The organism is Grimontia sedimenti (assembly GCF_011045095.1).
GTDB lineage: Bacteria > Pseudomonadota > Gammaproteobacteria > Enterobacterales > Vibrionaceae > Enterovibrio > Enterovibrio sedimenti.
In genome coordinates this window covers 127,264-146,677 of sequence record NZ_JAALDL010000013.1, presented here as the reverse complement: position 1 = coordinate 146,677, position 19,414 = coordinate 127,264, and the positions used below count along the sequence as shown (strand labels likewise).

General features: G+C 50.9%; 15 protein-coding genes and 2 pseudogenes. 4 read left to right on the top strand and 13 right to left on the bottom strand.

Features of this window, described 5'->3' with window-relative positions; all coding sequences use genetic code 11:
- Positions 1 to 14: 14 nt before the first annotated feature.
- Complete coding sequence (locus G5S52_RS16875) at positions 15 to 611, top strand: DUF3501 family protein (protein ID WP_165016250.1); 597 nt, start codon at positions 15 to 17, stop codon at positions 609 to 611.
- A 60-nt stretch (positions 612 to 671) separates the two neighbouring features.
- Here G5S52_RS16875 and G5S52_RS16870 read toward each other — a convergent pair.
- A pseudogene (locus G5S52_RS16870) lies at positions 672 to 1,078 on the bottom strand (OsmC family protein).
- 236 nt (positions 1,079 to 1,314) lie between these two features.
- Between G5S52_RS16870 and crp the strand changes: the two are divergent.
- Both crp and G5S52_RS16860 read left to right on the top strand, forming a co-directional pair.
- Positions 1,315 to 1,947: a cAMP-activated global transcriptional regulator CRP gene (gene crp, locus G5S52_RS16865; protein ID WP_002535199.1), complete on the top strand. Its 633-nt coding sequence runs from the start codon at positions 1,315 to 1,317 to the stop codon at positions 1,945 to 1,947.
- Positions 1,948 to 2,073: 126 nt separating this feature from the next.
- Positions 2,074 to 2,307 (top strand): hypothetical protein, encoded by a 234-nt coding sequence (locus G5S52_RS16860; protein ID WP_235956342.1) that lies wholly within the window; start codon positions 2,074 to 2,076, stop codon positions 2,305 to 2,307.
- Between the two features lie 23 nt (positions 2,308 to 2,330).
- Here G5S52_RS16860 and G5S52_RS16855 read toward each other — a convergent pair whose 3' ends face one another.
- The 11 genes and pseudogenes from G5S52_RS16855 to rpe form a co-directional block, all read right to left on the bottom strand.
- Positions 2,331 to 3,125: a DUF1338 domain-containing protein gene (locus tag G5S52_RS16855; RefSeq protein WP_165016247.1), complete on the bottom strand. Its 795-nt coding sequence runs from the start codon at positions 3,123 to 3,125 to the stop codon at positions 2,331 to 2,333.
- 178 nt (positions 3,126 to 3,303) lie between these two features.
- Positions 3,304 to 4,778, bottom strand: a pseudogene (gene astD, locus G5S52_RS16850) (succinylglutamate-semialdehyde dehydrogenase).
- A gap of 12 nt (positions 4,779 to 4,790) precedes the next feature.
- Entirely contained in the window at positions 4,791 to 5,807 is a 1,017-nt protein-coding gene (gene astA, locus G5S52_RS16845) for an arginine N-succinyltransferase (protein ID WP_165016244.1), read from the bottom strand.
- Between the two features lie 43 nt (positions 5,808 to 5,850).
- Complete coding sequence (locus tag G5S52_RS16840) at positions 5,851 to 7,068, bottom strand: aspartate aminotransferase family protein (protein WP_165016241.1); 1,218 nt, start codon at positions 7,066 to 7,068, stop codon at positions 5,851 to 5,853.
- A 324-nt stretch (positions 7,069 to 7,392) separates the two neighbouring features.
- Positions 7,393 to 7,983, bottom strand: a complete 591-nt coding sequence (locus G5S52_RS16835; RefSeq protein ID WP_438590726.1) for an aminodeoxychorismate/anthranilate synthase component II — start codon at positions 7,981 to 7,983, stop codon at positions 7,393 to 7,395.
- Positions 7,984 to 8,050: 67 nt separating this feature from the next.
- The gene (locus G5S52_RS16830) at positions 8,051 to 9,019 is read right to left on the bottom strand and encodes a response regulator (protein WP_165016238.1); all 969 of its coding nucleotides are present in this window, start codon (positions 9,017 to 9,019) and stop codon (positions 8,051 to 8,053) included.
- Entirely contained in the window at positions 9,009 to 12,341 is a 3,333-nt protein-coding gene (locus G5S52_RS16825; protein ID WP_165016235.1) for a PAS domain S-box protein, read from the bottom strand. The genes G5S52_RS16830 and G5S52_RS16825 overlap by 11 nt, the downstream gene beginning before the upstream one ends.
- Positions 12,342 to 12,549: 208 nt before the next feature.
- Positions 12,550 to 15,363 (bottom strand): ExeM/NucH family extracellular endonuclease, encoded by a 2,814-nt coding sequence (locus G5S52_RS16820; protein WP_165016207.1) that lies wholly within the window; start codon positions 15,361 to 15,363, stop codon positions 12,550 to 12,552.
- A 268-nt stretch (positions 15,364 to 15,631) separates the two neighbouring features.
- Positions 15,632 to 16,648 carry a tryptophan--tRNA ligase gene (gene trpS / locus G5S52_RS16815; protein ID WP_046303478.1) on the bottom strand — a complete coding sequence of 339 codons (1,017 nt, stop codon included), beginning with the start codon at positions 16,646 to 16,648 and terminating at the stop codon, positions 15,632 to 15,634.
- A gap of 78 nt (positions 16,649 to 16,726) precedes the next feature.
- A complete protein-coding gene (locus G5S52_RS16810) occupies positions 16,727 to 17,425 on the bottom strand; it encodes a phosphoglycolate phosphatase (protein ID WP_165016186.1) in 699 nt (232 codons plus the stop codon).
- Between the two features lie 3 nt (positions 17,426 to 17,428).
- A complete protein-coding gene (gene rpe, locus G5S52_RS16805) occupies positions 17,429 to 18,103 on the bottom strand; it encodes a ribulose-phosphate 3-epimerase (protein WP_002535219.1) in 675 nt (224 codons plus the stop codon).
- 187 nt (positions 18,104 to 18,290) lie between these two features.
- Between rpe and G5S52_RS16800 the strand changes: the two genes are divergently transcribed.
- On the top strand, positions 18,291 to 18,524 hold the full coding sequence (locus G5S52_RS16800) for a DUF2970 domain-containing protein (protein WP_368737480.1): 234 nt from the start codon (positions 18,291 to 18,293) through the stop codon (positions 18,522 to 18,524).
- Here the strand turns inward: G5S52_RS16800 and G5S52_RS16795 are convergent.
- Entirely contained in the window at positions 18,521 to 19,354 is an 834-nt protein-coding gene (locus tag G5S52_RS16795; RefSeq protein WP_165016183.1) for a Dam family site-specific DNA-(adenine-N6)-methyltransferase, read from the bottom strand. The two genes, G5S52_RS16800 and G5S52_RS16795, sit on opposite strands and share 4 nt — an antisense overlap.
- Positions 19,355 to 19,414 lie beyond the last annotated feature (60 nt).

The following is a 19,414-nucleotide window of genomic DNA, read 5'->3' as shown; positions in this document are numbered from 1 at the left end:
AGGGAGCGAAAACCATGGAAAAACTGACTGCAGATGACTTAATGACGCTGGAGGATTACGCCCGCGCACGCGCCCAGTTCCGCCACCAAATCATGGAGCACAAAAAACACCGCTTCGTAAAGCTTGGTGATCATGCAAGGCTGATTTTTGAAAACCGTCAGACCATCCAATACCAAATTCAGGAAATGCTGCGTATTGAGCGCATCTTCGAGCCAGAGGGCATTTCGGAAGAATTGGATGCCTACAATCCGCTGATCCCTGATGGCAGTAATCTGAAAGCCACCATGATGATTGAGTATGCTGACCCTGACATCAGGAAAGTAGAACTCGCCAAACTTATCGGCGTAGAGAATAAAGTCTGGCTGAGAGTCGGAGACGACGCGAAGGTTTACCCTATCTGCGATGAGGACCTTGAGCGCGACAATGACGAAAAAACCTCGAGCGTGCACTTTATGCGATTCGAGCTGACACCCCCGATGATCACCGCCCTGAAAAAGGGTGAGGCGCTGACCGCGGGCGTTGATCATCCCGCACTCGAACTCAGCGTGACGATCAGTGATGAGGTGAGAAATGCGCTGTCTGATGATCTCGACACACCACAAATAAACTAAAGGAGGGCTCCCCCTCCTTTTCATTCTTACCCTTTGATGTTCAGGCTTTTTGTTACATGATCAAGCCGCCTTAACCACCTCATAACTGTGGGTCATTTCCACTCCTGCACCTAGCATCAAGCAAACAGAGCAGTATTTCTCGAGGTGTCTTTCACCGCAGAGGCTACCCGGCTTTCATCAAGCGCTTTACCTGTCACGACAAAGTGAATATTGATTTTGGTAAACAGCTTTGGTGATTGCTCACGGCGTTCAGCACTTAGCTCAGCCACACAAGAAACCACCTGCTGTGCACCTTCTCTCAGTGCTGCAACCACGTCGACAGAGCTACATCCGCCCGCGCCCATCAGCACCATTTCCATCGGACTTGGGGCATTTGCACCACCGTTTCCATCCATCACAATGCTATGGCCGGAATTTGACAGTCCGAGGAATGTCTCATTTCCACACCATTTGACGCTCGCTTGCATTTATTACCTCCATTTACTTTCAGGGTCGTGATCTTGTCCACGTTTTTAGCCTTTAATAGGGGGAGAAGTCCATATCAAAATCAAGAAATCGTGCTGGAAAAAGGATAAACTCAATGACTCAAACAGAGAGCTTGTAGCCTGACTGCCGACACTTTATGCTATCCAACGGACTTGTGCCGCAGGACGGTGGGCTAAGGAAGACTCATCAGGCAACAACTGCAGAGGAAATGAGATATATGGTTCCAGGAAAACCTCAAACAGACCCAACACTAGAGTGGTTCCTTTCACACTGCCACATTCATAAGTACCCTTCGAAAAGTACTCTTATCCACGCGGGTGAGAAAGCAGAAACGCTGTACTACATCGTGAAAGGCTCTGTGGCTGTACTGATCAAGGATGAAGAAGGCAAAGAGATGATCCTCTCTTACCTCAACCAGGGCGACTTCATTGGCGAACTTGGCCTATTTGAGGAAGATCAGGAGCGTACCGCTTGGGTTCGCGCAAAATCTCCATGTGAAGTTGCAGAAATCTCATTCAAGAAATTCCGCCAGCTGATCCAGGTTAACCCAGACATCCTGATGCGCTTGTCTTCTCAGATGGCTCGCCGTCTGCAAGTGACCAGCCAGAAAGTCGGTGACTTGGCGTTCCTGGACGTAACCGGTCGCATCGCTCAGACGCTGTTGAACCTGGCAAAACAACCAGACGCAATGACCCACCCAGACGGTATGCAAATCAAGATCACCCGTCAGGAAATCGGTCAAATCGTTGGCTGTTCACGTGAAACCGTTGGCCGCATCCTGAAGATGCTGGAAGAGCAGAACCTGATTTCTGCGCACGGTAAAACCATCGTGGTATACGGTACTCGCTAAGCGTACCCAGCCTAAAAAGAAAGCCACCGGTTACGCGGTGGCTTTTTTGTTTGCAGCGTGATCTTGGTCACGTCGATTTTCCAGCGAATGTCATCATTCGGTGCTAATTTTCAATGCAAGCTATGTATGCATTCGCATGCAGTCGTTGTATTAGGGAACATCGACATGGACATGGAAATCCAGCACTTTTCGCAACCCACTCAGCAAACGCCAGTTTCTGCTGCCCCGGGCCACCTCAGCACTGAGTTGACCGGCTTTAGCGACCCATCGCACTACCACATTCAGTGTATGCTGGGCGAGGACAGACGTCGTTTAGACACGCCTTCAGCGGAAGATTGGCCAACCGCGCAAACCTACTGAGTTAGCCTTTCACTGATGAAGCGTTACTGATCGGTGCTCTCGAAGATTTTGTCTGCTGATGCTTCGACAAAACCTTGGTAGAGAGAGCCGTCAGCCAATGGGTAACGCTTGGCAAATTCGTAGAATCCGCCAGGAATGGTTTGTTCACCGTCGCTGAAAACCACACTCACTTTGTCAGCCATGGTCGAAGACTGCTCCAGACACACTTCAGGGCTACCTTTCACTTCTCCGCCAGATTCGTTAATCGCAAAGCCTGATTGACGCAACAGGTCATTGACGCCTTTTACTGTGTCCAACGTACTCAGCTGATTCACACTGACAGTAAAGTGGTTGGCGCCAAAGCCATGCGCTGACAACCAGCCTGCATATTCACTTTCATCAGCCAGTTTCTTGTAGGTATCAAAGTCGATATCCCACAAACGGCCACCGTAAAGGAAAGCAGGATCATTTAATGCGGCATCATCCACTTGGTCCACCAGCGAGCGAACTGCCAGTTGAAGTTCAGATGAACATTGACCAACCAAAAGCTCACTGATGAAGACTTTAGGTGCATCAGGGTTCGGATGTTCAAAATGGCGTGCGAACAGCTTCTTAGCTTTGAATTCATATTCGCCCTTTGGCTCATAGCCGATAGCAATGAAAGGCGCAGCCAGCCTGTCGAGACCCACTTTTGGCAACGCAAAGGTACGTAGCGCAATGTGGTCATTCAGCAGCGGCGTGCCTTCTTCCAGCAGCTGATGCACTTTTGCTGCTGAAGGGCACAGGCGTGCAGTATAATCTTTCCAAAGTCCGTCGAATAAAGCCTGAATGCGTTCCATCACATCCTCCTGAATGCTTGTGATTGCGGAATATTGATACCAATCGTAGTAAATATCTGCTCATCCTAGCTTGTTAAAATGCTCGACACCTGCGTTAAAAAATTTGATTGTAGAATAACTACTTATCGAAATTTTCCGCCTTGTTCTCTAGCATTTTTCCTGCGCTATTTCTGATCACCTACCTACTGTGATTGGTATGAAGCGAGAGCCCCGGGCTCAATTGTGCTGGCAGTGAAACGTCTTCACCTTCCATCGATGCCATCGGGTAAGCGCAGTAGTCTGCCGCGTAGTAAGCGCTTGGACGAAGGTTACCCGACGCGCCAGGTCCACCAAACGGTGCATCACCGCTTGCGCCCGTCAGCTGTCGGTTGCGGTTCACGATGCCCGCGCGAATGTGGTCGAGGAAGTAATCCCACTCCGCATCATCCGTCGACACGAGGCCTGCGGACAGCCCGTAGCGGGTGTCATTGGCAAGCTCGACGGCCTGTTCCAGCGAGTCATAACGCACCACCTGAAGCAGTGGGCCAAAGTATTCTTCATCTGGAAGTTCTGCAATTTTGCTCACTTCAATGATGCCAGGAGACACCACAGCATCGTGCAGCAACTCTGCTTTCAGCAGTGGTTCGCCACCCAGAGATTCAAGATTCGCCTGCGCAGCCAGAATGCCTTCTGCGGCGCGAACAGAAATCTGCGCGCCCATAAACGGTGCTGGCTCATCGAACTGACCGCCGACGCGGATATTCTTGGTCATCTCGACCAAACGGGAAAGCAAGGCATCGCCCTTGTCGCCCTTAGGTACATAGAGTCGGCGGGCACAGGTACAACGCTGACCTGCACTGATAAAGGCTGACTGGATGATGGTGTATGCCGTGGCATCTACTTCGCCGTAGTCATTGGAAATCACCATCGGATTGTTGCCGCCCATTTCAAGCGCCAGCATTTTGCCCGGCTGACCCGCGAACTGGCGGTGAAGGATATGGCCAGTATTGGCACTGCCGGTAAACAGCAGGCCATCAATGCCTTTTGATTGCGCCAGCGCTTCACCGGTTTCACGGCCACCCTGAACCATATTGATCACGCCCTCAGGTAAACCCGCTTCAATCCAAAGCTTGAGGGTTTCTTCGGCCGTTTTCGGGGTCAGGTCTGATGGTTTGAACACCACTGTGTTGCCTGCCAGCAATGCCGGAACAATGTGTCCATTCGGCAAGTGTCCAGGGAAGTTATAAGGGCCAAACACAGCCATCACACCCAGTGGGCGATGACGCAGCACTGCTTGTGTGCCCGCTACGTCTTTTGCGCGTTCCCCTGTACGTTCCTGATAGGCACGCAATGAGATACCGATTTTGCCGACCATGGCCGCCGCTTCTGTGCGGGTTTCCCACAGTGGTTTACCGGTCTCTTCGGCGATCACTTTCGCAATGTGCTCGCTGTTTTCTTTTACTTTTTCTGCGAAACGCTCCACCAGCGCCTGGCGCTCGGTAAACGGCGTTTTTTCCAGCTGATAAACGCACAACGCGCGGCATCAACGGCCGTTTCCACTTGCTCGGGCGTGGCCGCTTTGCCGGACCAGACCGCTTCGCTGTTAAATGGGTTGAGCGATTCGAACGCGTCGCCCTTACCCTCAATGGCTTTATTCTCAATCCATTGTGTCATTGATCGTTTCTCCTAAACCGACACCAGACGCACGGTATCTCCATCTTGTACAAACAGCGCTTCTGCCACTTCCTTGCTGATGAGCACTTCATTGCGTTCCTCATCGACACCAACCTTGGTTGCGGTGGCGCGGAAGTTTTCAAAGTCACTGTTACAGATCAGGTAATCCTGTGTGCTGCTGTGCTCGGCGATCTTCACTCTTGCGGTGAATGACCGACGAATAGAATCTATGTTCTGGCGAAGGCACTCTACCGTCGGGCCCGCATCGAAAATGTCGACATAGCCACGGCAAGTGAAACCTTCTTTTTCCAGAAGGCGAAGTGCCGGACGGGTTTTCTCATGCACCTGTCCAATCACTTCACGCGCTTCTTCACTCAACAGACTCACGTAAATTGGTAGCTTAGGCATCAGATCAGCGATGAAACCTTTCTGGCCCGTTCCTGTCAGGTAGTCTGCCAAGGTGAAATCAATCGAAAAGAAATGTTCTTTAAGCCAAGCCCAGAATGGCGAGTTTCCGTCTTCATCAGACACACCGCGCATTTCTGCGAAGATAACGTCGGAGAATTTTTCCGGGAACTGGGCCAGCATCAGGAAGCGGCATTTAGACAGCAATTTACCGTTCAGTCCCTGACGGAACTCAGGGCGCAGGAACAGGGTGCAAATTTCCGTCGCACCCGTGTAGTTGTTCCCGAAGGTCAGCACTTCCACCACGTTATGCACATCCAGACGACGTGAATGGTGAACGATTTTGCTGATGTGATAGCTGTAAAACGGGTTATCCAACCCAATAGCTGCTTCAATGCCGGTGGTGCCTGCCACTTCGCCGGTTTCGGTGTCTTCCGCTACCATCAGGTAACCTTCCATACCCGGTGCTTGTGCGTTACGGGCAAAACTGTCCAGCGAGTGATCGATACGGCCTTTAATCAGGGTTTCGTCAACAGGGAGAGACGTAAAACCGTGTCCGGACTCCTCTGCACAAAGCATTAAGGCGTCAAAATCCGTTTCTCTGATTGGTCGAATTACCAGCATCTTACTTCCTCCTGATGCAATGAGTGGTCAAAACCTCGGGCGATCATGCCGCCGTCAGTTTTGCCAGTGCGCGATCCAGTCGCGCTAAACCTTCTTCTGCTTCTTCTTTGGTGATGACCAGTGATGGAGTCATACGCACCACATTGGTACCCGCCACCAGCAGCAGCAAGCCCTCTTCCCCTGCCGCCAGCAAAACATCACGGGCGCGGCCTTTCCACTCTTCATTGAGAGCAGCACCAATCAACAGGCCTTTGCCGCGAATTTCGCTGAACATCTTGTATTTGGCATTGAGTGCTTCCAGCCCTTCACGGAACCATCCTTCACGCTCTTTCACACCTGCCAGCACGTCCGGCTTGCTCACTTCGTTCACCACCGCTTCTGCAACAGCACATGCCAGCGGGTTACCGCCGTAAGTGGAGCCATGAGTACCGACTTTCATGTGAGCAGCCAGTTTTTCAGTGGTCAGCATGGCACCGATTGGGATACCACCGCCCAGCGATTTCGCAGTACTCAGGATGTCTGGCGTCACACCGGTTTGCTCATACGCGTAGAAAGTACCTGTACGGCCATTACCTGTCTGAACTTCATCGAAAATCAGCAGCGCATTGTGCTTGTCACACAGCTCTCGAACGCCTTGAACGAAAGCGGGATCTGGGGTGACGATACCGCCTTCACCTTGCAGAGGTTCCATCATGATGGCGCAGGTTTTGTCAGACATAGCTGCAGCCAGTGCATCCAAATCGTTGTAAGGCAGGTGGGTGACGTTGCCTGGTTTTGGTCCGAAGCCATCGGAGTATGCAGCCTGACCACCCACGGTGACGGTGAAGAAAGTACGGCCGTGGAAACCTTGGGTAAAGGCGATGATTTCGCTCTTCTCTGGGCCGTGGACGTCCACTGCCCAGCGGCGTGCCAGTTTCAGCGCCGCTTCGTTAGCTTCTGCACCAGAGTTAGCAAAGAAAACACGCTCAGCAAAACTTACTTCAGTCAGCTTTTTCGCCAGACGCAGTGCAGGTGCATTGGTCATCACATTACTGAGGTGCCACAGTTTTTCGGCTTGGGCTTTCAGTGCATCCACCATCACTGGGTGGCAATGTCCCAAGCAGCTCACGGCAATACCACCGGCAAAATCGATGTACTCGCGATCATCTTGATCCCAGATGCGGGATCCCTTGCCTCTGTCCGGAATCATATTCATCGGTGCATAACATGGCACCATTACTTCATCGAACAGTTTACGTTCTACTTTATGTTCGGCTGTCATCGCTCATATCCTTCTGTCGATTCTGCTATAAGCATAGTATTTACATTTCATTAACCGCATCAATAGCAGAAAATTTTATAATCTAGCGCAATAAACTATGGGAAATTCACACAAGTGCCATATTTATGCGTGAAGAAGGGTAAATGATTAATAGAACAAGCGGTAAGACTGTCTTTCCTGATGGGAAATAAACGAGTGATGACACGAAGAGAGTGAATAAGGTTTCACTGTTAACAACAGGAAAACGGCGACACAAAAATGTAAAAAGAGTGATAACGATCGGCTTTCAACACAGGTTATGAGCACTGTAAACCAAACGAGGACTCAGTTGCGGGAGAGGAAGTTCTGCAGCAGTTGGTGGCCTTGTTCGGTCAAGATGCTTTCTGGGTGAAACTGCACGCCTTCAAGGTCGAGGGTTTTATGGCGAATCCCCATGATTTCATCAAACTCACCATTCACTTCTGTCCATGCCGTCACTTCAAAACACTCAGGTAGTGTATCCGCTTCAACCACCAGCGAGTGGTATCGGGTTACCGTGAGCGGATTGTTGAGCGAGTGAAACACGCCTAAATTACGATGGATAACCGGACTGGTTTTCCCATGCATGACCTGCTTAGCACGGATCACTTTACCACCAAACACTTGCGCCAGCGCCTGATGCCCCAGGCACACGCCAAGAATCGGCAGTTTTCCAACAAAGTGTTCAATCGCTTGAAGGGAGATCCCCGCATCATCCGGCGTGCAAGGGCCTGGAGAGATGACCATATGTGAAGGAGACATGGCTTCAATGTCGGCCAGGGTAATAGCGTCGTTGCGGATCACTTCGACCTCGACACCCAACTGACAAAAGTACTGATACAGGTTGTAGGTAAATGAATCGTAGTTATCAATAATCAGCAGCACAGTGGTTCCCATCACGTCCTGCCCGCCATACATCAGCGGGACTGGGCGCAAATGCTAACACAGGCTTATTCACACTGCATCAGAACTCGTTGATAGGGAGAATGGGCGTTGGCCACGGTGAGGCCAGCCAATCAAAGTAGAGGCCACAAAGCTCTTCGCTGTTTTCGTCCAGAATGTGGATGAGCCTAGGATCGGCAAGGGTTCCCGCTTCTTGGGAGAGCGCTGAAATCGCCCCTTTCACCCTCTCTGAGACGCTGCCTTCGAGGTTTTCGATCTCTTTGTCGATCGCCTCAGCCACCGTTACCACCCGGCATTCTTCAGGAATTTTGTCCCCTTCAATTTCGGGGAAACCAGAGCCATCCCAGCGGGTATTTTTGTAGGTCAGCAAAGTTGCGGCGACACAGGCAAATCCTTTAGTGGCCTCAGAAAGCAGCAAAAGGCTGCGGCTCTCGGCAGAAGTATTATTGCCACCATCGTCCCAAAGCTCGCCAATCTGACAAAGGGGATAAGCGAGGCCAATGTCCTCAGCTTTGGATTTGGTGAGACCATATTTTACTGCCAGCCATTCACAAAATTTGGCAATACGGGGCGCAGTGATTTCCACATAATTGTTGTGAAGCGCAGCAACTGCTGCAATCTGGTTCATCACCAGTTGGTAGTTTTCCCGCATGATGGTGGCTCGTGCTTCCCCTAAAAGGTTCGCGACCCGGCTTTTTACCAGTTCTGGCGACACGGGCTTTATCAGAAAATCTGCCGCGCCGCTTTTCAAGCCTTCCACTTCACTTTGGTATTCATCCAGTGCCGATACGATGATGATCGGAATATGGCTGACTGCTTTTTCGGTTTTCAGTGCGCGGCAGACTTCGTAGCCATTCATACCAGGCATCATGATATCCAGAAGAATCAAATCCGGGCGCTGTTGCATCGCCAATTCAATCGCCCGCTCGCCACTTTTGGCGAAAATCAGCGTGTATTGATCCTGCAAGATGGTTCGCATCACATGGAGATTGCTTGGTTCATCATCCACCACAAGCACTTTATACGCCATAGCCTTGTACTCCTGTGTTCTGTGACATTGGCATTTGTTCTGTCACGGCCAGAATCAGGTGATACGCTTCATCCAGCTCAAAACTTTCTATCGATGCCACAAACTGCGACAGCAACGTTGGGGGAACCAGCCCCGCCATCATTGGTACCAGTTCTTTATAGAGTTCATCGTCATACTGGCCTTCAGCCAGTTTGCTGACGAAGACCTCGGTTTTGCGTTCAAACTGTTCCTGGGACATTGGGCTACCCAACGTGCCTTCTTCCAGCTCGTGAGCCCTAACGCCAAGGTAAGCCAGCGCCCGGTCAAAGGTTTCATCCAATGTTTGCTGCAGGGCTTCTAACTTAGACTCCGCTTTTGCAACATCACCGGCTTCCACATATCCCAGCAACTTAGTCACTCGCTGCTCTATCGCTGGAAAACCGATGCACTTCGCCGATTCTTTGGCCTGCTTCAATAAAGGCTCCAGTGCTTCCGGCTGCTCTCGTAAAAGATGCTGGATGGTCTCCGGTAGCCCGCCATAAGTGGTGTAGAACTCTCGGATCACACTGAGCAAAATGTCGGTGGTAGGCCAATGCTGGAATGCCCATGCATCATCAAAGAGTTCAGCCTCATCAGTGGGAGGGGTAAGTACAGCAACATTGCCAGCGCCTTCTCCGCCACAACAGTTCGCCAGCATGGCGAAAACATCATTACTGATAAACGGTTTGTCGATGGTGTAATCAAACCCTAGCGCCTCCCACTCGCTGTCGGTCGTGGGGTCTGCCGCTAGCTTCATCGCGACCACTTTCAGTCGTTCACTGCGGCACACCTCAGCCCAGGCACGCAGGGTTTGCGGGGACGGATAATGTTCTTCACTGAGGTAAGCATCGAGAAAAACCGCATCCACAGGTTGTGTTTTCAACACATCTTCCGCCGCTTCAAGGTCGGTAAATGTCAGTACCTTCACACCCTGACGGAGCAACATATCCCTGAGTTCCTGCTGGTTGCGCTGCACATCATCGATGACCAACACTTCCAGCGGCGGCAAGGCGTAATTGGCGGCAGGCACCTCGCGCATTCTCGAGGAACTTTGCGCCGGGATCAGGGGCAAATCGGCATACACCACAGAGCCATGAATCGATTCGCCATCAAACCACAGGTGTCCTCCCATCAACTCAATGAGCTGGGTCACCAGTGTTGCAGAAAGTGTCTGTCCGGTGTTCACCGCTTCTTCCGGGGTGGTTTCTTTCTGGTTATAGGCGTAACTGGCAACCGCGAAACGCACCATGTCATTGGTTGGCACGACATGGAGGGCGACGTTGCCCTTTTCCGTTTTGGTCAGAGCGCTTCGCATCAGGTTTTGCAGTAACTGCTTAATGCGTCTTGAGTCGCCGACATAGTGCTCCCAGAGCGCGTCGTTGTAATGCAAGCTGACGTAAAGGTCGCGTGCCTGCACCGTCTCTCGGGCGATGAACTCAATCTGGCGGCAAAGCTGCACCAGCGAGAAATCAGCAATATCGAGCGGCAGGGATTGGCTTTCTAACTTGGATGTGTCGAGAATATCGTTGATAAGCTTCAACAGACTGTTGCCAGACTCACGAATCACTTCCAGATGATGTCGATGAGCAGGACTTGCCGTTTCTTCAATCAAGACTTCCGTCAGGCCAAGAATAGAATTCATGGGTGAGCGGAACTCGTAGCTCATGTTGGCAAGGAAAGAGGCTTTGGATTGAGTCGCCTTTTCCGCGAGACGCAGTTTTTCCTCGAACGCTTCTTCTGCTTCGTGCTTTTCGGTCACATCAATGATCACACCGTCTATCCAGGTGCTGCCATCTTCCGCACGGTAACTGTGACCAATTTCCCAGAACCATTTCTCTTCATCATCCCGGGTCAGAAAGCGGTATTCACAGTCGTACTTTCCATTGCGCCGTGAAGCCAGCTCCCGCACTTTTCGATAGCTGGCGGTATCACTGGGGTGAATGCGATCGACAAAATGGGAAACGCCATTTTCCCCGGTCAAGATAGACGCGCTATACCCGGTCAAAGATTTCGCCGCGTCACTGATATAAACGATATGTCGGGTCGCTCCGGTCATTTCCCTGAACGCCATACATGGCAGGTTGGAAACCAATGCCCGGTACTGTTTGGCATTTTCCCGAAGTGCCCAAGCCATACTGCGTTGTTCAGAGATATCTGAAATCACGGCAACAAATTCATGTTGCCCCTGAGAGCCATGATGACCGATAGACAACCTGACGGGCAATTGCGAACCGTCGCGCCGTTTGGCCGTGACTTCCCGCACCGATCCCACCACGGATGCGTCTCCCCTTTCGAGGAAGTTATGAATGTACATATCGTGGCGGTGCTGATGCTCATCGGTCACCAGCAGACGCACATTTTTGCCAAGCACTTCTGTGGTGTGCCAGCCGAAAATACGTTCGGCGGATTTGTTGAAATAGGTGATATTGCCTTTGCGATCAATCGCCACAATGGCTTCCGTCGCGGTTTGCAGTATGGAGGAAAGCTGCTCCTCCCGTTTACTGAAAAGGTGCGCCTCGGCATGGCTGCAAAGCCAGGCATTAGCCAATTGATTGAAGATCACCACAAACATGGCAAGAAATGCCTGCACCAGCACCACATCAAGAATCGTGAACAGAAGGGCTTCATCACGAAGAGGCTGACGCGATAACACGACCGCTTCTGAAGACGCCAACGCCATCACCAGCGAGCCAACCGTTAAGCAAGCACCGCTGAGTAGCCCGGCAGTCAGGTTTTTGTCCCAAAACCCGGTTTTCTCTGTTGAAAAGCGGCTCCAAAGGGCAATGGTCACCAGAAAACCTGAAATCACAACAGCGAGAGAATAAATCGCGGCGTCAAGCTGGTAGATTGACGTCAGATTCACGCCAGTAAAAGCCATCAGATTCTGCAATACCATGGCCAGCGTGATGAGGCCTGATGCCACCAGGATACGAAATGGACTGTTCTTGGCAAACGAGATCATCCTGAGTGCAGAAAAGTTAAGCCCGAAGGTCAACACCAATGGCAGATATAAAAGAGCTGGCTGGAAACCCAAGGACTGGTAGGTCGGGCTGGCTGTAACGTTGGCAACATGAACCAACGACATGGCGATCGTCAGTGTCAGTGCATTGATAGGTACAGGAGACACCTTGAGCCAATGCAGTTTCTTTTCTTCCAGCGGACGATGAATGAAGGTCATGGAAGCAGCAATAAACGCAGCCATGGCCGCCAACAGTTGGAGCCAGGGGTCAATATAGCCCATTGGCAATAGCTGCTCGCTTGCCGCCGGTAACAGGAACATCGATAGTGATTCAATGATCGACATGAAAGCTTCCGAAGCCAAAATGGTGATGCCTCACCTGTGCACTGACAGCCGGAATTTCTCGGGTGCCTGACACGCAGCATCACAAATACAAGACATTGATTTGTCCGTGAGACATTTCTAAAGCTTAGTCAAGATTCTGCAGGCAACCCATTAAAAGGGCGGAAAAAAACAGGCTCCCGAAGGAGCCTGTGGCAGGATAAGTCGACGACTATTTGATCTTACACTGGAATCCTTTAAACACAGCGCGTGTGTTTTCTTCCAGTACTGCGTCACCACAAGGGATGGCGATAAAGCCCCACAAGCGGTAGCCCAGCTCAACGGTATCGCCGTAACTCACGCCGAGTTCTTTCAGGAACTCGCTGTTTTGATTATATTTACGGTTAGTTTTCCAACGCAGCCACGGACGATCTTCGTCAACATAACCATTCACCGTTGGCTGAACCCAGAAGATGCTCTTGTTCTTGAAGCGAAGTTTGAACTTCTGAACCGGATCTGGGTAGTTCAGACTAACAATCACAGGATCGTGATCTGAAGAGGAGTAAGGGTTGGTCGATTTGACCAAATCACCGGTGAAACGGCTGGAATACTCAAACAGGGTGCTTTCCACCGAGTTGATGTGCCAGTCCTCCACGCCTGTGATTTTCTCCAGCACGCTGGCATTACCCACTGCGTGGTCGAGACTGCCGAGCTCACCATCAAAAGTGTAAGAGAAGGCTTCATCGCCCAATACGTAGCTGGCGAGGTTGATGTAACCAAAACCATCACCCACTTCTCGCGCGGTTTCATCCAAAGTTTCACCGGCGATAGAAGTCCCTGCTGCGGTCACAATTTTACGCTCTGCTGTGTCTGCATCGTAATCTGTCATCACACGCATCGGATCTTCCTGGCCGTAAGCATTGAAGTCACCCAAGGCGATGATATCACCTTCAACACCTGCCAGTGCATTACCCAGTGTTTCTGCCGCCGAAACGCGGAACTCGTTACAACGACCCTGAAGATCTGCCGGGTCATCGTCAAATTCACCGGCGACCCAGTCTTCGTAACAACCTGACCCCTTAGACTTGAAGTGGCTGACCGCAATTGACAGGCTTTGATCTTTCACACCAAAGGTTTGCAGTAAGCTATCACGCTGGAATTTGTCCAACTGGCGGGTTTCACCGTCTGGGTTTTCACCACTGATATGTTGCTCTGGCATACGGATAACCATGGCATCATCTTTCAGCTCTACGCGCGCTGGACGGTAAATCAACGCTACCTGAATGGCGTCACTGCCAAGGAATGCACCTTCGGTCAAATCGGCTTCTGCAGGGGTCACATACGCGTAGTGATCCGCTCCATCAGCAAACTGGGCGTTCAGCTCAGTCACCAAATTTGCCAGTGCACCATTTTCACCGAAACCGTTATTTTCGATTTCCATTAGGCCAACGATGTCTGCATCCATGGCGGTCAATGCATTGACAATTTTTGCCTGCTGCAGCGCGAACTCTGCGGCGTCTTTGGTACCACGGTTACAACCTCTGGAAGCATCAGCATCTGCCTGATCCTGACAGGTCACGTTGAGATCGCCGCCAATCGCACTCGCACTGGTGAAGTAATTCAGTACGTTGAAGCTGGCCACTTTCAGGTTGGTGTCAGCAAACGCTTCTGGCGCTGCGGTGCGGTCTTCTTCACGCACGAAGTCACTCGCCACCAGCTCATTGGTCACCACCAGACGGTAATCACTGAAGCTGTAACCAATCACACCCTCAAGGTTGGTGACGGTATCGCCAACACGGATATAACCTTGCTCAGCATCGAGACCCGGGAAGTAAGGCACGACACCGTCAGGCGCTTTGCGGTCAGACTCCACAAACAACTGGTTGGCATCATTTGCTGCCGCCAATGCCGCTGCTTCCTCAGAGCCCGCGATGTAAAGTTGAGTCGGCTTGAAGTTTGGCGCTTCGTATGACAGTACCATGTTGTTACGGAAAGCATCGAAGTCGAAACCGAAGTTACGGGTGACAACCAAATCGCTTTCCTGTGTCAGACGCACTTTCATGCCTTCGTGACGCTCAAGCGCTTCATCCAGTGTTTCGCCGTCTTCTACCGCGAAATCAGTCACTGGCAGTTCACCCACGGTATCAATCACTTCCCACTGCTTGTCAGTGGCATCCAGTTCAGTCAGGTTGAAGAACTCTTTCACTGTACCCGCGACACACACCTGCATACCCGGTTCAATGCCCTGCGGCGCATCACCCGTGAAGATGAATAAGCCGTCAGAGGTCGCGCTATCACCATCACCATTGGCATCTTGCAGCCAGAAACCTTTGTAAAGGCTTTCGGTAACCGCTGTTACCACACCTTCAACATAGTAGGTTCCTTCTGCTTCAAAGCTGCCATCCGGTACCAACGGGCTGCGATCACCACTGCCTTGAATCGCATAGGTTGGCGTCAAGGTTTCACCTTCACAGCTGAAGGTGCCGCCACCTCCACCACCGCCATCACAAGCGTCAACACCGCCACACCCCAGACCATCAAAAGTGTTCTGAGCAAAAGACTGCCATTCATCTGAGGCGTCAAAGGCTGAAGACGCATCTGTACGTCCGGTGCTGCCTTCTATGCGACGCAGCGTGACATCTTTGCCATAGTTGCTGCTGTTACCGAGTTGGCCAAGGCTGTCGAGCACATTGTCATTTTCATCGACCAAGGCCACCACATCATTGCCATTGAAAGAAAGCGAACCAGAAGTTTGTTGACTGACGCCGGTGACTTCACCCGTTGCACTGCTATTGGCAACGACATAACTTTCGCCAGCAGCCAGAGTGCCGGAAAGTGCAATCGTGTTACCAAAACTGGTGGCACCATTGAAGGCTAATTTAAGCGAGAGGTTGTCGAGAGAAGCTTCCGTTGAACCGGTATTGGTCAGTTCGATAGCTTTATTGTTAGAGGAGCCTTCGACATATTCCGTGATGATCACATCAGCACTGACCGGGAGTGCTGCACTGAGAGCTAGAGCCAATGGGCTCCATGTAAAGATCTTCATTTGCTGTCCTTATTTGCGAGTGAAGTCATAAACACTGCAAATGATTTAACAGCTCAACATGTCATTTAAGTGATGAAATCCCCAAGTTTGCATTTCAGGAGTGAGGCGTCACTCAATAATCAGAATGGCGTTCCGCAATCAACAGTTTCAGATAACAACAAAATAGCCATAAGGCGGAGGAATTGGAGAAGAACGTGAAGGGAATGGTGTCGAAAATAAAAAAAGCAGCGAGAATTCGCTGCTTTTTTTTCATGTTTCCATCTGGTGATTATGGACGAGCAACGAAGCCTACTGCCTCATACACTTTCTTCAGTGTTTCGGCTGCGCGTGCAGACGCTTTTTCTGCACCGGTTTTCATCACCTGATCCAGATATGCTCGGTCAGCACGGAACTCCTGATAACGGGTTTGCACTGGCTCCAACATAGCAACCACAGCATCAGCAGTGTCAGTTTTCAGGTGGCCGTACATCTTGCCTTCGTATTCCGCTTCGATTTCTGCGAACGTTTTACCGGTCGCCACAGACATCAGACCCATCAGGTTGGCAACACCCGGCTTGCTCTCGATATCAAACAGCACACGTGGTGGCTCGTCGGAGTCAGTCACTGCACGTTTGATTTTCTTGGCAATCGCTTTCGGGTCTTCCAGCAGGCCAATCACGTTGTTGCGGTTATCATCCGACTTTGACATCTTCTTAGTCGGATCCTGCAGGCTCATCACACGCGCACCCACTTGTGGGATGTAAGGTTCTGGTACTGTGAATACCTCGCCATACACATTGTTGAAACGGGTCGCGATATCGCGCGCCAGTTCCAGGTGTTGTTTCTGGTCGTTACCGACTGGCACCTGATTCGCTTGGTACAACAAGATATCCGCTGCCATCAGCACAGGATAACCAAACAGACCGGCATTGATGTTTTCCGCGTGGCGTGCTGATTTGTCCTTGAACTGGGTCATGCGGTTCAGCTCGCCCATTTGGGTGTAGCAGTTCAAAACCCAACCCAGTTGCGCATGCTCAGGCACGTGAGACTGGATGAAAAGGTTACTTTTCTCTGGGGTTACGCCCACAGCCAAGCACAGTGCCAGTGAGTCCAGTGTCGCTTCACGCAGCTTTTCTGCTTCCTGACGAACAGTGATCGCATGCAGGTCTACGATGCAGTATTGGCAATCGTAATCATCCTGCATTTGCTCCCACTGACGCAAAGCTCCAATGTAGTTGCCGATACTGAGTTCGCCTGATGGCTGAACACCGCTAAGTACAATGGGTTTGGTCGTAGGATTACTCATGTTCTTTCTGTTCCTGTCAGTCAATTCAGCCAGCATCGCTGCTGGCTGTCATTTCGAGAAAATAGTCGAAGCTTTAATTTACGCTGTTTTTTCGGTGCTGAGAACCGTTAAAAGCTGGTTGAAGTGGTCAGCGACAAATTCCGGTGCACTGTCGCTGATTGGCTCACCATAGTTATATCCGTAAGTCAGGCCCACAGAAGCGAAACCTGCATTTTTCGCGGCGAGGATATCGTTTTTCGAATCGCCTACCATCAGCATGTTTTCGTTGTTCAGGCCATGCTTGTCACGCAGACTGAACAAGCCTTCAGGGTCCGGCTTGTTGGTTGGCAGGGAATCACCGCCAATCACGTCAGTGAAGAACTGCGCCAGATTCAAATCCGCCAAAATCTCTGGCACGAACTGATACGGTTTGTTGGTCACAATGCCCAGGGTGTAACCCGCCGCTTTCAGAGCCGTCAGGGTTTCTTTCACGCCCGGGTAGACGATGGTTTTGTCATGGCCATTGTTTGCGTAGTGGAAATCAAAACGCTCACGGACTTTTTGATACAGCGCTTCATCAATATCAGCCTTGATAGTGACGCTTTGGCTCAGGGCACGCTTGAGCATGATTTCTGCGCCGTTACCAATCCAGTTACGCACTTCATCGTCAGTTGGTGAATGCAAATCATGATCTGCCAATGCCATGCGAATACCTTCCGCCAGATCCGGCACGCTGTCTACCAGCGTTCCGTCCAGATCAAAGGCAATGTATTTGATGTCGTCAAAGTTTACCGTCACGGTTTATTTTCCTACTTTGCTCAGTTCCGCGCGCATTTCGTCAATCACAGCTTTGTAATCCGGCTGACCGAAGATTGCCGAGCCTGCGACAAACATATCTGCGCCCGCTTCTGCGATTTCACGGATGTTATCTACTTTTACGCCGCCGTCGATTTCGAGGCGAATATCGCGACCGCTCTCGTCAATACGACGACGCACTTCGCGCAGTTTATTCAGGGTTTCAGGAATGAAAGATTGACCGCCAAAACCTGGGTTAACGGACATCAGCAGGATCATGTCGAGCTTGTCCATCACGTGATCCAGATAGTGCAGCGGCGTCGCTGGGTTAAACACCAGACCTGCCTGACAGCCATGCTCTTTGATCAGCTGCAGGCTACGGTCGATGTGTTCGCTCGCTTCCGCGTGGAAGGTGATCATGCTGGCACCGGCCTTGGCAAAATCTGGGATAATTCGGTCAACAGGTTTCACCATCAGGTGAACATCGATGGGTGCAGTAATGCCGTAGTCGCGCAGCGCTTTACAGATTGGCGCACCAAAGGTGAGGTTCGGGACATAGTGATTGTCCATCACATCGAAGTGCACCACGTCAGCACCTGCTGCCAGTACGCGTTCAACGTCTTCACCTAAACGTGCGAAATCCGCCGAGAGGATCGACGGTGCAATGAGAAAATCCTTCATCCTATAAGCCTCACTGTAAATTGGCATTACCCGAAAGTGGTGTCGGTGTTACCCGAATTTCGGCGCAATTCTACCCGATTGCATGGCATCTGTCTTATCAGATCCTCTGATTCAAACCATAACCTCTGAATTTTGAAGCTGGGACAGACGCTGCCCTTGCCCCTGTTCTAAGCTGGGATTAATCAAGATGAATGGCGAAGATCACTCAATGGATAACGACAAACCGCAACAGGATAAAGTGGGCATGATGGATGTAGTGAAAAGCGTGTTTGCAGCGATGTTTGGCGTGCAGTCAGACAAAAACCGACAACGGGATTTTCAGCAAGCCAGCATGGTGCCTTATATCGTTGTCGGTTTCGTGTTTGTCTTGGTGTTTGTGCTGGGGCTGATGGGCTTGGTGTCGCTCATCACGCCAAATTAAAGAAGCTCTGATACGTCTGGAGCAAACAGTGCCAGCAATTCATCCACTTTATTGCGCCCACCACCATTACGGCTAATGGTGCGTTTTACTTTCACCATATTGAAGTGAGAGCCATGATACAAGCTTCGGGTCAGCGCAGTGTCGTGATTTGAAATCAGCACCGGAATATTTTTCTCGATACTCACTTTGCGCGCCCACTCACCCAGCAATGCCTGGTCGTCCAAACTGAAACCGCCGCTCGCATAGGTCGTGAAGTTGGACGTCGTCGACAGAGGCGCATAAGGTGGATCGCAGTAAATCACGCTACCACGGCGGGCACTTTTGAAACTCTGCTGATACCCTTCACATACAAAGGTCGCTTTCTTTGCTTTCTCAGAAAAAAACTCGAGCTCAGCCTCAGGAAAGTAAGGTTTCTTGTATGAACCAAACGGCACGTTGAAGCCGCCTTTTTTGTTGTAACGACACAGGCCGTTAAAACCATGGCGGTTCATGTACAGGAAGTACAGGGAACGAAGGTACGGATCTTTCGTTTGGTTAAATTCTTCACGAATCGCCAGATACGCTGATTTCTGGTTGTACTCTTGGGTAAACAGGCGCTTGGCGTCTTCGATGTAACGCTCCGGCTCTTTCTTGAGAAGATTATAGAGATTAATCAGATCCGGATTGATGTCCGCCAGACGGTATTGGTCGTAGTCTGTGTTCAGAAACACAGAGCCTGCGCCAACGAATGGTTCAATCAGCTTTTTTCCTTCCGGCAGGTGCTTGCGGATATCGTCGACCAGAGAATACTTACCCCCGGCCCACTTAAGAAAGGCACGATGCTTTTTCATTAATGTGTATCCACCACCACTGCTGCTCGAAAGGTGGCGGATTGTATCTCATTTTTAACC

Coding starts and splice junctions, on each gene's coding strand:
- G5S52_RS16875 (WP_165016250.1), top strand. CDS start 15: ATGGAAAAACTGACTGCAGATGACTTAATGACGCTGGAGGATTACGCC.
- crp (WP_002535199.1), top strand. CDS start 1,315: ATGGTTCCAGGAAAACCTCAAACAGACCCAACACTAGAGTGGTTCCTT.
- G5S52_RS16860 (WP_235956342.1), top strand. CDS start 2,074: ATGCATTCGCATGCAGTCGTTGTATTAGGGAACATCGACATGGACATG.
- G5S52_RS16855 (WP_165016247.1), bottom strand. CDS start 3,125: ATGGAACGCATTCAGGCTTTATTCGACGGACTTTGGAAAGATTATACT.
- astA (WP_165016244.1), bottom strand. CDS start 5,807: ATGCTGGTAATTCGACCAATCAGAGAAACGGATTTTGACGCCTTAATG.
- G5S52_RS16840 (WP_165016241.1), bottom strand. CDS start 7,068: ATGACAGCCGAACATAAAGTAGAACGTAAACTGTTCGATGAAGTAATG.
- G5S52_RS16835 (WP_438590726.1), bottom strand. CDS start 7,983: ATGGGAACCACTGTGCTGCTGATTATTGATAACTACGATTCATTTACC.
- G5S52_RS16830 (WP_165016238.1), bottom strand. CDS start 9,019: ATGGCGTATAAAGTGCTTGTGGTGGATGATGAACCAAGCAATCTCCAT.
- G5S52_RS16825 (WP_165016235.1), bottom strand. CDS start 12,341: ATGTCGATCATTGAATCACTATCGATGTTCCTGTTACCGGCGGCAAGC.
- G5S52_RS16820 (WP_165016207.1), bottom strand. CDS start 15,363: ATGAAGATCTTTACATGGAGCCCATTGGCTCTAGCTCTCAGTGCAGCA.
- trpS (WP_046303478.1), bottom strand. CDS start 16,648: ATGAGTAATCCTACGACCAAACCCATTGTACTTAGCGGTGTTCAGCCA.
- rpe (WP_002535219.1), bottom strand. CDS start 18,103: ATGAAGGATTTTCTCATTGCACCGTCGATCCTCTCGGCGGATTTCGCA.
- G5S52_RS16800 (WP_368737480.1), top strand. CDS start 18,291: ATGAATGGCGAAGATCACTCAATGGATAACGACAAACCGCAACAGGAT.
- G5S52_RS16795 (WP_165016183.1), bottom strand. CDS start 19,354: ATGAAAAAGCATCGTGCCTTTCTTAAGTGGGCCGGGGGTAAGTATTCT.